At 29.8% G+C, this 14,077-nt stretch carries 13 protein-coding genes; 12 read left to right on the top strand and 1 reads right to left on the bottom strand.

Features of this window, described 5'->3' with window-relative positions:
• Positions 1-8: 8 nt before the first annotated feature.
• The 11 genes from ruvB to dnaJ all read left to right on the top strand — a co-directional run bounded on the left by ruvB (position 9) and on the right by dnaJ (position 13,160).
• Positions 9-998: a Holliday junction branch migration DNA helicase RuvB gene (gene ruvB / locus OCV55_RS04635; protein WP_022002220.1), complete on the top strand. Its 990-nt coding sequence runs from the start codon at positions 9-11 to the stop codon at positions 996-998.
• Positions 991-1,449: a ComEA family DNA-binding protein gene (locus OCV55_RS04630; RefSeq protein ID WP_147579950.1), complete on the top strand. Its 459-nt coding sequence runs from the start codon at positions 991-993 to the stop codon at positions 1,447-1,449. Before ruvB ends, OCV55_RS04630 begins: the two co-directional genes overlap by 8 nt.
• Positions 1,440-3,446, top strand: a complete 2,007-nt coding sequence (locus OCV55_RS04625) for a ComEC/Rec2 family competence protein (RefSeq protein ID WP_147579949.1) — start codon at positions 1,440-1,442, stop codon at positions 3,444-3,446. Before OCV55_RS04630 ends, OCV55_RS04625 begins: the two co-directional genes overlap by 10 nt.
• A 23-nt stretch (positions 3,447-3,469) precedes the next feature.
• Positions 3,470-4,420, top strand: a complete 951-nt coding sequence (gene holA, locus OCV55_RS04620; RefSeq protein WP_147579948.1) for a DNA polymerase III subunit delta — start codon at positions 3,470-3,472, stop codon at positions 4,418-4,420.
• A gap of 8 nt (positions 4,421-4,428) precedes the next feature.
• Positions 4,429-5,640: an L-serine ammonia-lyase, iron-sulfur-dependent, subunit alpha gene (locus OCV55_RS04615; protein ID WP_032091584.1), complete on the top strand. Its 1,212-nt coding sequence runs from the start codon at positions 4,429-4,431 to the stop codon at positions 5,638-5,640.
• On the top strand, positions 5,630-6,718 hold the full coding sequence (hemW, locus tag OCV55_RS04610; RefSeq protein ID WP_147579947.1) for a radical SAM family heme chaperone HemW: 1,089 nt from the start codon (positions 5,630-5,632) through the stop codon (positions 6,716-6,718). Before OCV55_RS04615 ends, hemW begins: the two co-directional genes overlap by 11 nt.
• Positions 6,719-6,769: 51 nt before the next feature.
• Positions 6,770-8,413, top strand: a complete 1,644-nt coding sequence (locus OCV55_RS04605; RefSeq protein WP_032091582.1) for an AAA family ATPase — start codon at positions 6,770-6,772, stop codon at positions 8,411-8,413.
• Positions 8,414-8,552: 139 nt separating this feature from the next.
• A complete protein-coding gene (gene hrcA, locus OCV55_RS04600; RefSeq protein WP_032091581.1) occupies positions 8,553-9,581 on the top strand; it encodes a heat-inducible transcriptional repressor HrcA in 1,029 nt (342 codons plus the stop codon).
• Positions 9,582-9,583: 2 nt separating this feature from the next.
• Positions 9,584-10,141, top strand: coding sequence for a nucleotide exchange factor GrpE (grpE, locus tag OCV55_RS04595; protein ID WP_032091580.1), 558 nt, complete (start codon positions 9,584-9,586; stop codon positions 10,139-10,141).
• 18 nt (positions 10,142-10,159) lie between these two features.
• Entirely contained in the window at positions 10,160-11,977 is a 1,818-nt protein-coding gene (gene dnaK, locus OCV55_RS04590; RefSeq protein WP_032091579.1) for a molecular chaperone DnaK, read from the top strand.
• 61 nt (positions 11,978-12,038) lie between these two features.
• The gene (gene dnaJ, locus OCV55_RS04585; RefSeq protein ID WP_022002211.1) at positions 12,039-13,160 is read left to right on the top strand and encodes a molecular chaperone DnaJ; all 1,122 of its coding nucleotides are present in this window, start codon (positions 12,039-12,041) and stop codon (positions 13,158-13,160) included.
• An 84-nt stretch (positions 13,161-13,244) separates the two neighbouring features.
• Here dnaJ and rpmB read toward each other — a convergent pair whose 3' ends face one another.
• Positions 13,245-13,430 (bottom strand): 50S ribosomal protein L28, encoded by a 186-nt coding sequence (gene rpmB, locus OCV55_RS04580; RefSeq protein WP_022002209.1) that lies wholly within the window; start codon positions 13,428-13,430, stop codon positions 13,245-13,247.
• Between the two features lie 286 nt (positions 13,431-13,716).
• On the opposite strand from rpmB, the gene OCV55_RS04575 reads away from it, so the two are divergent.
• Positions 13,717-14,073: an Asp23/Gls24 family envelope stress response protein gene (locus OCV55_RS04575; protein WP_022002208.1), complete on the top strand. Its 357-nt coding sequence runs from the start codon at positions 13,717-13,719 to the stop codon at positions 14,071-14,073.
• Positions 14,074-14,077: the final 4 nt, after the last annotated feature.

Below are 14,077 nucleotides of genomic sequence, written 5' to 3'. Positions count from 1 at the left end.
GGGAAAACATGAACGAGGTTTTAGATCCTGAAATTGTAGAAGATGATGAAAGTTCGCTTCGTCCAAGTGATTTTGATGAATATATTGGACAAACAAATCTTAAAGAAAATTTAAAAGTGTTTGTAGGGGCTGCAAAGCTTCGTGATGAGTCGTTAGATCACGTTTTACTTTATGGACCACCAGGTTTAGGAAAAACAACTATGTCAATGATCATTGCTCATGAAATGGGAACTCATATTAAAATTACAACAGGTCCAAGTATTGAAAAAACAGGGGATCTAGTAGCTATTTTAACAGCTCTTGAACCAGGTGATGTTTTATTTATTGATGAAATTCATCGTTTAAATAAAGTGGTAGAAGAAATTTTATATCCAGCGATGGAAGATTTTTGTGTTGATGTTGTTATCGGAAAAGAAGCATCTACAAGATCGGTAAGAATTGATTTACCACCTTTTACCCTTGTTGGGGCAACAACGAGAGCAGGTGATTTATCAGCACCATTAAGAGACCGTTTTGGTATTGTTTCAAAATTAGAATATTATAGTGAAGAAGAACTGACTCAAATTATTGATCGTACAAGTCGTGTGTATAATATTGTTATGGATGATGATGCTAAAAGGGAACTTGCAAGAAGAAGTCGTGGGACACCACGTATTGCAAATAGATTATTTAGAAGAGTTAGAGACTTTTCACAGTTTTATGGCGATGCAACAATTACAAGAGATAGAACAATTGAAGCATTAGAAAGATTAAAAGTAGACAATTTAGGATTAGATGATGTTGATCATAAGTATTTATTAGGAATCATTCATCGTTTTAAAGGAGGACCTGTAGGACTTGAAGCAATTGCTGCATCTATTGGGGAAGAACCACAAACTTTAGAAGATGTCAATGAGCCTTATTTATTACAAATTGGTTTGATTAAAAGAACGCCAAGAGGACGTATAGCAACAGCTGAGGCTTATCGTCATTTAAATATTGAACAAGATTATGAATAGTTTTGAAAAGATAGGACTTATTGTCCTATTTTTTATTTCTCTCATTTATAGTTATGTAAAGCCAACAGCTATTGTTGAAAATATTCAAACCAAACAAAATATTGTCATTTATGTAGAAGGAGAGTTTGAACAAAAACTCTCCTTTAAAACAAAACCAACAATTAATGATGTTTTAACAAAACTGCAAACAGATAACCATTATCAATTTAATGAAAATTATCAACTTACAAATGAAAGTAAACTTTATTTACCTCATGGTCAAAATCTGATTTCATTAAATCATGCTTCACTTGATGATTTAATGAAATTAAAAGGAATAGGAGAAAAAACAGCCATAAAGATCGATGAGTATCGACAAAAAACACCATTTCAAACAATTGAAGATTTAATGAATATTCAAGGAATTGGTGAAAAGACATATCTTCGATTAAGGGAGTATTTATGTTTATAAAAGGAAAAGGTTTTTATCTAGCACTTCCTTTATTGGTGGTTGTTTTAGCTAAAATGTTACATCCTATTTTATATGTATTTCTTATTTTTTATTTTATTTTTCTGTATTTAAAACATTTTAAAATACTATTGAGTGTAAGTTTACTATTATCATTTCTCTTATTTCTCTTTTTTTATTTACCACAACCTTTAAATCAAAATGAAATTTCAGGGAAGGTCGTAAGTAAAGATGATCAAAGTATTGTTGTCAAGAGGGGGTATCATAAAGTAAAGGTTTATGGAGAATTTAAAAATATCTCGTTGTTTGATGATATTTCTTTGATAGGAAAACCTTATAACTTCCATCAAATACAAAATGATTATGCGTTTAATTATCAATGTTATTTATATAGTTTAAATATTTTTGATACTTTACAACTTGAAAAAATAAAAAGTAATCAACATCAAGATCATCTATATCATTATTTAGAAAAAAGAATCAAGACATCTTCCAAAGTAAAAAGTCTGTTATCTTTATTTATTTTAGGAACAAAAGATGAACAAATGAAAGAATATTATCAAAAGTTAACGCAACTCTCGATTGTTCATTTATTTGCTCTTTCGGGTATGCATCTTACAATTTTACAGAAATGGTTGATGAATTTTTTAAAATTCTTTTTTTCAAAAAAAGGACAAAAATGTATATCTCTTATATTGATTGGGGTTTACATGTTTAGTATTCCTTATAATATTTCTTATTTAAGAGCGTATCTAATGCTTTTTTTACCAATGATTTTTGGTAAATGGTTAAATCAGTTGGATATTTTTTCTTTTTTAACAGTTGGTATGTTAATGTATAATCCTTATTTGATTTATAATTTATCTTTTATTTTTTCTTATTTGATTTATTTTTTTATTTTACTTTTACAAAACCAAAAAGCAGGGAAATATTATTTATTTTTAGGTTCAATTCCCATTATTATTTCTATTCAACATATTTTACCGGTGTTTTCTTTTCTAATAGGTATTCTTCTAATGCCTTATATAGAAATGATTTATAAAAGTATGCTTTATTATTTATTGCTTGGAAAATATATTTTACCTTTTTTATCTTTAGAATATGAATTGTTATTAAAAATGATTGCTTTTATTTATGATTTTTCTTTTACATTGCCTTTTAGTCAACCGACTTTATTTTTTATAGGTGTTTATTATTATCTTTATTTAAAAGGAATTTATAAATTGAATATCAATAGAAAAGTAACCCAAGAAGTATGTCTATTATTAAGTGTGTTACTTGCTTTTTATTTTTATCCTTATTACAACATGAAAGGACAAGTTGTGATGATTGATGTGGGCCAAGGGGATTGTTTTTTTATTCAACAGCCTTATGCCAGAGGAAATGTATTGATTGATACTGGGGGATTACAAAAGAGTGATCTTGCGACTTCTCGGTTGATTCCTTATTTACAAAGTCAGGGCGTTTTTTATTTGGATGCCGTTTTTATTTCACATGAAGACTATGATCATTGCGGAGCGTTAGCGTCTTTGAAAGAACATTTTAAAGTTAAAAAGGTTTTCTATGATTTTAAAAAAAAGAAAATTGGCGATTTAGTTTTTAAAAATTTAGCTTTAGATAAATATTATACAAATTCAAATGATCGCTCTTCTATTATTTACGTGACTATCAACCATTTAAATTATTTATTTACAGGTGATATTTCTAAAGAGGTAGAAAGTGATTTATATCAGACATATCATCATTTAGATGTCGACGTTTTAAAAGTGGCACATCATGGAAGTAGCAGTTCTTCAAGTGAAGATTTGTTTAAAATGATTGATCCTAAAGTAGCGCTTATTTCTGTAGGAAAGAATAATCGTTATAGACATCCATCTTATTTAACATTAAAAAGATTAGAAGCATATGGGGTGAAAATTTATCGCAGTGATCTTCAAGGAATGGTTAAGATTGTTTATTATGGAGGTAAGAATTATGTCATGACTTCAAGTGGTTTTTAGTTTATAATAGCTATGGTGATGATATGTTATATGTATTATATGGAACAGAGAGATTACTGATGGATCAACGTTTAGATAAGTTAAAAAAAGATCATCATTGTAATCAAGAACAGATGAATTATACAGTTTATGATGTTTCTAAAGAGGGAATGAAAGTTGTTTTAGAAGATGTAATGACACCTCCTTTTTTAAGTGATGAAAAAATGGTTGTTATTAAAAAAGCAGATTTTCTAACAACCAAAAAAATAAAAAAAGATAATCATGATATAGATTATTTTATGCAATGTTTACCTTATTTAGATAAAACAGTGCATCTTGTTATTTTTAATGATGAAAAGAATTTTGATGAAAGAAAAAAAGTTGTCAAGATGTTAAGAAAAGAAGCACAGTTTTATGAAATCAATCCTTTAAATTATTATAAAGTTTCTGATACAGCAAGACAGGCTGTTAAAAAAAGAAATTGTACTATTGATGATGATGCTTTAGAGTTACTTTTAAGTAGAAAAGGAACAAATTTAATGGATATTGCTAGTGAAGTAGAAAAGCTTTGTTTATATACACAGCATATTGATATTCATTGTGTTGAAGAACTTGTCAATCGTCCCTTGGATGAAAATGTTTTTGATTTAACAACAGCTATTTTAAGTAAAGATAAACAAAAGATGATGTCTATTTATAAAGATTTAATGACAATTAATGAAGAACCAGTTAAATTGATTGTTTTGGTAGCTAATTCTATGCGTTTGATTTATCAAGTAAAATTATTAGATAGAAAAGGGTATACTGATCAAGAAATTGCTAAAATGTTGGCAGTTAATCCTTTTCGTTTGAAATATGTAAGAAAAGAAGGCCAATTTTTTCAAATAGATGAACTACTTAGATGTTTAAATGAATTATCTTTATTGGATGTTAAAATTAAGACGGGACAAATAGATAAAAAATTAGGCTTAGAATTATTTATGTTAAGAATATAGGAGAAATTATGGAATCATTAAGAGAATTGTTTAAGATAGGATTTGGACCATCCTCTTCACATACAATGGGTCCTCAAAGAGCAGCTTCTAAAATAAAAGAACAGTATCCAAATGCTTCACGTTTCGAAGTTGAATTATATGGGTCGCTTGCCTTAACTGGAAAAGGTCATTTAACAGATTATATTATTAAACAAACATTGGGTAAGCAAACGATTGTTCGTTTTAAAAGTGATCGTTTACCTTATCATCCAAATGGCATGAAATTTTATGTGTACCAAGATGAAAAAATTCTTGATACAATTACTGCTTATTCTATAGGTGGAGGAACTGTTGAATATGAAGGAAGTAAGTTGCAACAAACAAAACAAATCTATCCTCATAAAAATCTTAAAGAAATTATTCAATATATTGAAGACAATGGTATTTCCTTCTATGATTATGTTTTAAATTATGAAGATGAACATTTTAAGGCCTACTTATTTGAAGTGTTAGATAGTATGTTTACCTGTGTACAAAATGGCTTACATCATGAAGGAGTGATTCCTGGAAGGTTACAACTAAAAAGAGTTGCTAAAAGTATGTATCAACAAGCAATCAATACGCGAAGAGAAAGTGATCGAGAAAGATTGCTTGTTTCAAGCTATGCTTATGCTGTTTCTGAGGAAAATGCCTGTGGTAATAAAATTGTTACTGCGCCAACATGTGGAGCAAGTGGAATTTTACCAGCTGTTTTATTTTATTGTTATAAACAATTAGAAATTCCCCGTAAAGAATTGATCAAAGCTTTAGCGGTTGCTGGTTTATTTGGAAATGTCATTAAACATAATGCGACAATTTCAGGGGCTGATGGCGGATGTCAAGCAGAAGTTGGCAGTGCTTGTGCAATGGCTGCAGCAGCCTATGGTTGGATTTTAGAACTTAATAATTCTTTAATTGAATATGCTGCAGAGATGGGGCTTGAACATAATTTAGGACTAACATGTGATCCGGTTGGTGGCTATGTTCAAATTCCTTGTATTGAAAGAAATGGTTTTGGTGCTTTACGTGCAATCGATGCAGCAAGTTATGCTAAACAATTAGGTTATTTAAGAAAGAACAAAGTTTCATTTGATTCAATTGTGAATGTTATGAAAGAAACTGGAAAAGATTTAAATAGTGCTTATAAGGAAACTTCTTTAGGTGGACTAGCAAAGGAATTTGGTTTAAAAGATGGAGACTAGAAGTTTATATGTACACATTCCTTTTTGTGAATCTATTTGTAGTTATTGTGATTTTTGCAAGGTCTATTATGATCAAGAACAAAGTGATCTCTATTTACAAAGATTAAATGAAGAATTATCACAAATAGAGCAACATCATTTAAAAACGATTTATATTGGAGGGGGAACCCCTAGTGCTTTAAATGATGAACAATTAGAAAAATTAATGTCAATGTTAAAACCCTATAGTTTAGAAGTGGAAGAATATTGTATGGAAGTTAATCCAGAGTCAATGGATTATTATAAGTTAAAGATTTTAAAAAAAGGTGGTATTAATCGTTTAAGTATTGGTGTACAAACGTTTCAAGATCATTTATTAAAAGAAATAGATCGTCATCATAATACAATCCAAGTAAAAAATATTATTAAATATGCTAAAGAAATAGGTTTTGATAATATCTCAATTGATTTGATGTATGGTTTACCAAAACAAACAAAAGAAGATATTCAAAAGGATATAGAAGTTTTAAAATCTTTAGATTTGCAACATGTTTCTTATTATTCTTTGATTTTAGAAGAAGGAACGATTTTAAAATATAAAAATTATCAGCCTTTAGATGAAGAAAGCGAATATCAATTAACATTATTCATTGATCAAGAATTAGAAAAAATAGGTTTTGAAAAATATGAAATTTCTAATTATGCTAAACAAGGATATCAATCGAAACATAATCTTATGTATTGGTACTATAATAATTATTATGGAATAGGATTAGGTGCTTGTAGCAAAATTGATAGACAAATTATAGAACATAGTCGATCACTTACTAAATATTTAAATGGTGATTTTAAAACAACAACAATTGATGAAACAAAAGAAGAAACAATGTTTAATCAAATAATGATGTCACTTCGTTTAAAAGAAGGGCTAGATTTAAATAAATTTAAAGAAAGATATCAAGAAGATGCCCGTATTCTATATAAAGAAGCGATTACTAGAAATATAGAAAAGGGTAGATTGATGATTGAAAATGATTATTTAAAAGCAACTCAAGAAGGTCAGTATGTTTTAAATGATATATTAATTGATTTTATGTAAAGTGGTATACGGATAATAAATGGTTTATAATAAAACAAAGAGGTGATGAACATGAAGGCAATACCAACAGGGGTATATGATTATCGAGAATTGAAACAAGAAAATTATTATTCTGTTGATAAAACATTAATGATTAAAGATTTTCTAGAAAGAAAAAGTAAAGTAACATTAGTGACTAGACCTAGAAGATTTGGTAAAACGATCAATATGTCAATGATGTCAGAATTCTTTGATATTACGAAAGATTCTAAAGAAATCTTTAAAGGTACGAAAATCATGGATACACCTTATGCAAGTGAGTTAAACCAATACCCAACGATCTTTATTTCTTTTGCAGACGCAAAAGAAAATAAAGAAACAATTGTTAAGTATATAAAAACACAATTACAAAATGAATATATACGATATCATTTTATATTTAATCAATTAAATGAATTAGAGCAAAATGATTATTTATATATTTTAGAGGGATTAAAGAATAAGAATAATGGTATTCTTAATGATGTGGATAATGCTATTGTATTTTTAATGCGTTGTTTAAAGAAATACTATGGAAAAGATGTTATGCTGTTTATTGATGAATATGATACACCTTTTATAGAAGCAAAAACTGGGAATTTTTATCAAGAACTCAAGGGAAGTCTAGCAACCTTACTTAGAAGTTCACTTAAGAATTCAGAAGATTTAAAATATGCCTTTATTACAGGAATACAAAGAGTAGCTAAAGAAAATATCTTCAGTGATTTAAATAATTTAGATGTCTATACTGTTTGTGACAGAGAATATAGCGAATACTTTGGTTTTGATAGTGATGAAACAAAAAAATTACTAGAATATTATGGATTAGAATTGAATAATGAAGTGAAAGAAATGTATGATGGCTATCATATAGGCAATCAGGATATTTATAATCCATGGTCAATTATGAATTACGCTAAAAGAAAGAAACTCATTTCTTATTGGGTCAATACCAGTGCCAACAGTATGATCAAGACAGCTTTAAAACAAGCAAACTATACATTTAAAAATCAATATGATAAACTCATTAAAGATGGTAAACTTGATACCTATGTTTCAATGCAGACAAGTTTCTTTGAAGAAGCAGATAACTCAACTTTATGGGGATTGTTTGTCAATGCAGGGTATCTTACAGTTACAAAAGAAATAGATCTTTTAAAAGGCAAATATCGTATAGAAATACCAAATAAAGAAGTGAAACAGGAATTTATAAAATTGACAGAATATCAGTTAGGATTAAGCAGTGGAACATTAGATACAGTAACTGAAAGTCTAGCCAAAGAAGATCAAGAAACATTTTTAGAAAGCTATCAAGAAATCTTAATGGTACCAAGTTATCATGATTTACAGAAAGAAAACAGTTATCATATGATGATGCTAGGAATGTGTTTATGTTTAAATAAAGATTATGAGATCATTTCTAATAGAGAAGTAGGAAAAGGAAGAGATGATCTCATCTTAAAAGCCAAAGATGAAAAGAAAACATCATTCGTCTTAGAATTCAAATATCTAAAAGAAGATAAAAAAGATCTTGAAAAAGCATTAGATGAATTATCTAATAAAGCTATTCAACAAATCAAGGATAATAAATATGATTATGGATTAAAAGGAAAAGTCATTTATATTGGACTTGCCCATCATGGTAAAGATGTAAGTATTAAATGGGTTGAAAGTTAAGGGCCTCTGTTAAGTAGACAGAGGTTCTTTATTTTACGATTTTTTTGATTTTTTAGCACCAAGTTATTGACAGTGCTAAAATAAAATGTATAATGTATTTAGCACAAGAGAAATAGGAGTGCTAAAGGTGGTGAACTTGATGTTAACAGCAAGACAAATGCTGATATTTAAATGTATAGTTGAAGAGTTTATTGAAAATGCTGAACCGGTTGGATCCAAGGCATTGATGGTAAAATATCAACTTCCTTATTCAAGTGCAACGATTCGTAATGAAATGAATTTTCTAGAAAATTATGGTTATCTAGAAAAAACACATATTTCTTCTGGAAGAGTACCTTCTAAAGAAGGCTATCGTTTCTATGTTCATAATTTAGGAAAAGTTGATTTGGATGAAGGAACAAAAAATCAAGTTGCTACAATTATTAATAAGCATCGTCGAAATTTAAATGAGATGGTGCATGAAAGTTGTAACATGTTGAGTGAATTAACTCATCTTACAAGTGTTGCATTAGGAAATGCTTCAGATGATATGTTGCAACGCATCTCTGTTGTTCCTTTGGATGATGGACGTGTAACAGCAATTATCATTACAAGTCAAGGTCATGTTGAAAATAAAGTTTTCCAATTTTCAAGTGATGTAGAAATGGAAGATTTATTAAGTTGTGTTAATGTGATGAATGAATTATTGATAGGAACACCTATCAGTGAAGTAGCATTTCGTTTAGAACGAGATGTTCGACCAATTCTTACAACGCAAGTGAAGCAACATGAAGAATTATTTAATGCGTTTTTGGAAGCATTCGTTAAATTTGCTTCAAATAGTGTTTATTTTTCAGGAAAAGAAAATATTCTCTATCAACCAGAATTTAATGATGTGGATAAATTAAGAAGACTTGTAAGTGCTTTTGAAAATTCAAAAGTGTGGAAAACTCTACCATTATCGAGTGAGGATGGTATTCAAATCAATATTGGAAATGAAACACCTCTAGGAAAAATGAATGATGTTTCAGTAATCTCTGCTTCATTTAAAACAGGGGAAACATCAAAAGGTTCTATTTCGGTAATTGGTCCAACAAGAATGCCTTATGAAAAAGTAGTGGCATTAGTAGAGTATATATCTGAAAATATTGAAAAGGCTTGTTTAGAAGATAAACAAGATGAGAAATAGAGGTGAACAAATTGGCTGAGGAAACTAAAGTTGAAAAAGAAGTAACTGAAGAAGTTGAAGAAAACAAAGAAGCTGAGGCTGAAGTTGTTGAAGAGGAAAAAGTTGATCAAGAAGATCAAATTAAAATTCTTCAAGGTGAAGTTGATAAATGGAAAAATGATTATTATAAAGTGTTTGCGGATATGGAAAACATTAAAAGACGTATGCAAAATGAACATGCAAATAACTTAAAGTTCATGATGCAAGGTTTTATTGAACAAATGTTACCAATCGTTGATAACTTTGAAAGATCATTAGCAATTGAAAATCCAAGTGAAGAAGTGGCAAACTTCTTAAAAGGATATGAAATGATTTATAAACAAATCATGACATTATTAGAAAACCAAGGAGTTAAAGTGATTGAAGCTGAAGGTAAAGAATTTGATCCTAACTTCCATCAAGCAGTAATGACTGTAAGTGATGAAAACTTTAAACCTGGTATGGTTGTTGAAGAGTTACAAAAAGGTTATATGTTAAAAGATCGCGTTATTCGTGCATCTTTAGTAAAAGTAAGTGAATAAAATAGGAGGATTTATATTATGGCAAAAATTATTGGTATTGACTTAGGAACTACAAACTCATGTGTAAGTGTGTTAGAAAACAATGAAGTAAAAGTAATTGCAAACCCAGAAGGAAATCGTACAACTCCTTCAGTTGTATCTTTCAAAAATGGTGAAATTATTGTTGGGGAAGCTGCAAAAAGACAAGCAGTAACAAACCCTGATACAGTAATGTCGGTTAAACGTTATATGGGTACTGATCATAAAGAAAACGTAAATGGTAAATCTTATACACCACAAGAAATTTCAGCAATGATCTTACAAAACTTAAAAGCAACTGCTGAAGCTTATTTAGGTGAAACAGTAACAAAAGCAGTTATCACTGTACCTGCATATTTCAATGATGCTCAAAGACAAGCAACAAAAGATGCTGGTAAAATCGCTGGTTTAGATGTTGAACGTATCATCAACGAACCAACTGCTGCAGCATTAGCATTCGGTCTTGATAAATTAGACCAAGAACAAAAAGTATTAGTTTATGACTTAGGTGGTGGTACTTTCGACGTATCTATCTTAGACTTAGCTGATGGTACATTTGAAGTATTAGCTACTGCTGGTAACAATAAATTAGGTGGGGATGATTTCGATAAGAAAATCATGGACTACATCGTAGATGAATTCAAAAAAGAAAACGGAATTGATTTATCTAACGATAAAATGGCAATGCAACGTATTAAAGAAGCTGCAGAAAAAGCTAAAAAAGACTTATCTGGTGTAATGCAAACTCAAATTTCATTACCATTCATCTCAGCTGGTGCTGCTGGACCATTACACTTAGAATTATCATTAACAAGAGCTAAATTTGATGAAATTACAAGAGACTTAGTTGTAGCTACTGAAGGACCAGTTAGACAAGCATTAAGTGATGCTGGAATGCAACCAAGTGAAATCGATCAAGTATTATTAGTTGGTGGATCTACTCGTATTCCTGCTGTTCAAGAATCTGTTAAACGTTTACTTGGAAAAGAACCTAACAAATCAGTAAACCCAGATGAAGTTGTATCTATGGGTGCTGCTATCCAAGGTGGAGTTATCGCTGGTGACGTTAAAGATGTCTTATTATTAGATGTTACACCACTTTCATTAGGTATCGAAACAATGGGTGGAGTTATGACAGTATTGATTGAAAGAAATACTACAATTCCAACTACTAAATCACAAGTATTCTCTACTGCTGCTGATAATCAACCAGCTGTTGATATCAACGTATTACAAGGTGAAAGATCAATGGCTAGAGATAATAAACAATTAGGTTTATTCAAATTAGATGGTATCGAACCAGCTCCAAGAGGAGTACCTCAAATCGAAGTTACTTTCTCAATTGACGTTAACGGTATCGTAAATGTTAAAGCTAAAGATTTAAAAACTCAAAAAGAACAATCAATCGTTATTCAAAACTCTACAGGATTATCTGATGAAGAAATCGATCGTATGGTAAAAGAAGCTGAAGCTAATAAAGCTGAAGATGAAAAGAAACGTAAAGATATCGAAACAAGAAATAAAGCTGAACAAATGATCAATGAAATTGATAAAGCTTTAGCTGAACAAGGTGATAAGATTGATGCTAATCAAAAACAACAAGCAGAACAATTAAAAACTGAATTAAAAACTGCTTTAGATAACAATGATATGGCTACTCTTGAAGCTAAAATGTCAGAATTAGAACAAATGGCTCAACAAATGGCATCATATGCTTATCAACAACAACAAGCAAACCCTAATGGTGGTGCTGGACAAACAACATCAAATAACAATGATGATAATGTTGTTGATGCTGATTTCGAAGAAAAGAACTAATTACTTAAAAAACCAAGGTTCTTCCTTGGTTTTTTAAAAGTATTATAGAAAGGATGATTTTATGGCAAGTAAAAGAGATTTTTATGAAGTCTTAGGGATTTCAAAAACAGCAAACGCTGATGAAATAAAACGTGCATACCGTAAAAAAGCAAAACAATATCATCCCGATATCTGTAAAGAACCTGATGCAGAAGAAAAATTTAAAGAAGTTCAAGAAGCTTACGAAGTTTTATCTGATGATAATAAAAGAGCGGCTTATGATCGTTATGGACATGCAGCCTTTGAACAAGGTGCAGGTGGTGCTGGAGCCGGTGGCTTTGGTGGATTTGGTTTTGAAGATGTCGATTTAGGAGATATTTTTGGATCATTCTTTGGTGGCGGGGGAAGTCGTCGTCAAAGACAAAATGGACCACGTCGTGGTGATGATCATTTAATGCGTCTAGAAATTGATTTCATGGATGCAATCAATGGTGTTAAAAAAGATATTAAAGTAACTTATGATGCAGAATGTCCTCATTGTCATGGTAGTGGTGCAAAAACACCAAACGATGTACAAACATGTTCGCATTGTAATGGTACAGGAACTGTTTCTAAACAACAACAATCTCCATTTGGTACATTTGTAACACAAACAACATGTCCACATTGTAATGGTACTGGTAAAGAAATTAAAGTTAAATGTCCTGACTGTCATGGTAAAGGATATATTACAAAAACAGTTACTGTTCAATTAGATATCCCTGCTGGTATCAATGATGGTCAACAATTACGTGTTGCTGGTAAAGGTGGAAGAGGATCTAATGGTGGATCTAATGGTGACTTATTTGTAGAAATCCGTGTAAGAAACAATACACACTTTATTCGTGAAGGACGTAATATTTATGTTACAATTCCTATTAGTTCAGTTGATGCAACTTTAGGATGTGAGGTAGATGTACCAACAGTACAAGGTGACGTGAAAGTTAAAATTCCTGCAGGAACACAATCTGGAACAACTTTAAGATTAAAAGGTAAAGGTGTTAAAGATTTAAGAGGAAATGGATACGGAGATCAAATGGTTAAGGTTGAAGTTAAAATTCCTACAAAACTTTCTAGTAAAGAAAAATCATTGTATGAACAATTACAAAAATTAAGTAAAAAAGAATCTATCTTTGAATCATTTAAGAAAGGATTTAAAAGATAAAATAAAAATGGTTTCATTTGATTGAAACCATTTTTTTGTTTATAGACAAAATAAAAAAACAGTACAAAGTACTGTTTTCATCTATTATCCAGCTTTTCTTAATGTTCTTAACTCTTTAGCAGAAATTCTAACTTTTGTAGGTTTACCATCTACTAAAATAGTAGCTTTTTGTAAGTTAACATTCCATTTTCTTCTACTTGAGTTTAACGCATGAGAACGAGTGTTTCCTGATAATGGACCTCTACCACTGATTTGGCATTTTCTTGACATGTTCTTTCCCTCCTTTAGTAGTTGTTCTACGTACTGTGTTATATTAACATTATTTATAGTATAATGCAAACATTTTTTTACAAAAAAGCTTTTTTTATCAATATTTGTGATTATAAATACTTTATATAATGATAAAAATGAGTTAATTTGTATTTTTTTTTAATAATATGTGATATGATGGCTTGTGGTTGGAAAGATACTAAAAGAGTGATTATAATTTGTAAATATTATATTTTTAAGGTATAATTATGTTTGAACATGAAATCATTTTAAGGAGGATAACTTGATGATTGAAAAAAATACAAATTTAGGATCAGTAAATATTTCTTTAGATGTAGTTTCTACTGTAGCTGGTGGAGCTGCTACTGAATGTTATGGTGTAGTAGGTATGGCTAGCCAAAAGAAATTAAAAGATGGATTTTATGAATTATTAAAGAAAGAAAATTATTCTAAAGGAATTATTGCGAGTGATGGAGAAACTGGTTTAATTTTAGATTTATATATCATTTTAGGATATGGAATTAAAATTAATGAAATTTTAGTTGAAGTTCAAAAGAAAGTGAAATACGTTGTTGAATCAACATTAGATGTCAAAGTTGAGGCAGTTAATGTTTATGTTCAAGGACTTCGTAATATCGATTAGTGGA

This window comes from [Clostridium] ammoniilyticum (assembly GCF_025566905.1).
GTDB lineage: Bacteria > Bacillota_I > Bacilli_A > Erysipelotrichales > Coprobacillaceae > Faecalibacillus > Faecalibacillus intestinalis.
Note: the sequence above shows the minus strand (reverse complement) of the source record. Positions and strands in the feature narration are given on the sequence as shown.

Bases quoted from the DNA above. Each gene is read 5' to 3' on its own strand.
- ruvB (WP_022002220.1), top strand. From the start codon at position 9: ATGAACGAGGTTTTAGATCCTGAAATTGTAGAAGATGATGAAAGTTCG.
- OCV55_RS04630 (WP_147579950.1), top strand. From the start codon at position 991: ATGAATAGTTTTGAAAAGATAGGACTTATTGTCCTATTTTTTATTTCT.
- OCV55_RS04625 (WP_147579949.1), top strand. From the start codon at position 1,440: ATGTTTATAAAAGGAAAAGGTTTTTATCTAGCACTTCCTTTATTGGTG.
- holA (WP_147579948.1), top strand. From the start codon at position 3,470: ATGTTATATGTATTATATGGAACAGAGAGATTACTGATGGATCAACGT.
- OCV55_RS04615 (WP_032091584.1), top strand. From the start codon at position 4,429: ATGGAATCATTAAGAGAATTGTTTAAGATAGGATTTGGACCATCCTCT.
- hemW (WP_147579947.1), top strand. From the start codon at position 5,630: ATGGAGACTAGAAGTTTATATGTACACATTCCTTTTTGTGAATCTATT.
- OCV55_RS04605 (WP_032091582.1), top strand. From the start codon at position 6,770: ATGAAGGCAATACCAACAGGGGTATATGATTATCGAGAATTGAAACAA.
- hrcA (WP_032091581.1), top strand. From the start codon at position 8,553: ATGTTAACAGCAAGACAAATGCTGATATTTAAATGTATAGTTGAAGAG.
- dnaK (WP_032091579.1), top strand. From the start codon at position 10,160: ATGGCAAAAATTATTGGTATTGACTTAGGAACTACAAACTCATGTGTA.
- dnaJ (WP_022002211.1), top strand. From the start codon at position 12,039: ATGGCAAGTAAAAGAGATTTTTATGAAGTCTTAGGGATTTCAAAAACA.
- rpmB (WP_022002209.1), bottom strand. From the start codon at position 13,430: ATGTCAAGAAAATGCCAAATCAGTGGTAGAGGTCCATTATCAGGAAAC.
- OCV55_RS04575 (WP_022002208.1), top strand. From the start codon at position 13,717: ATGATTGAAAAAAATACAAATTTAGGATCAGTAAATATTTCTTTAGAT.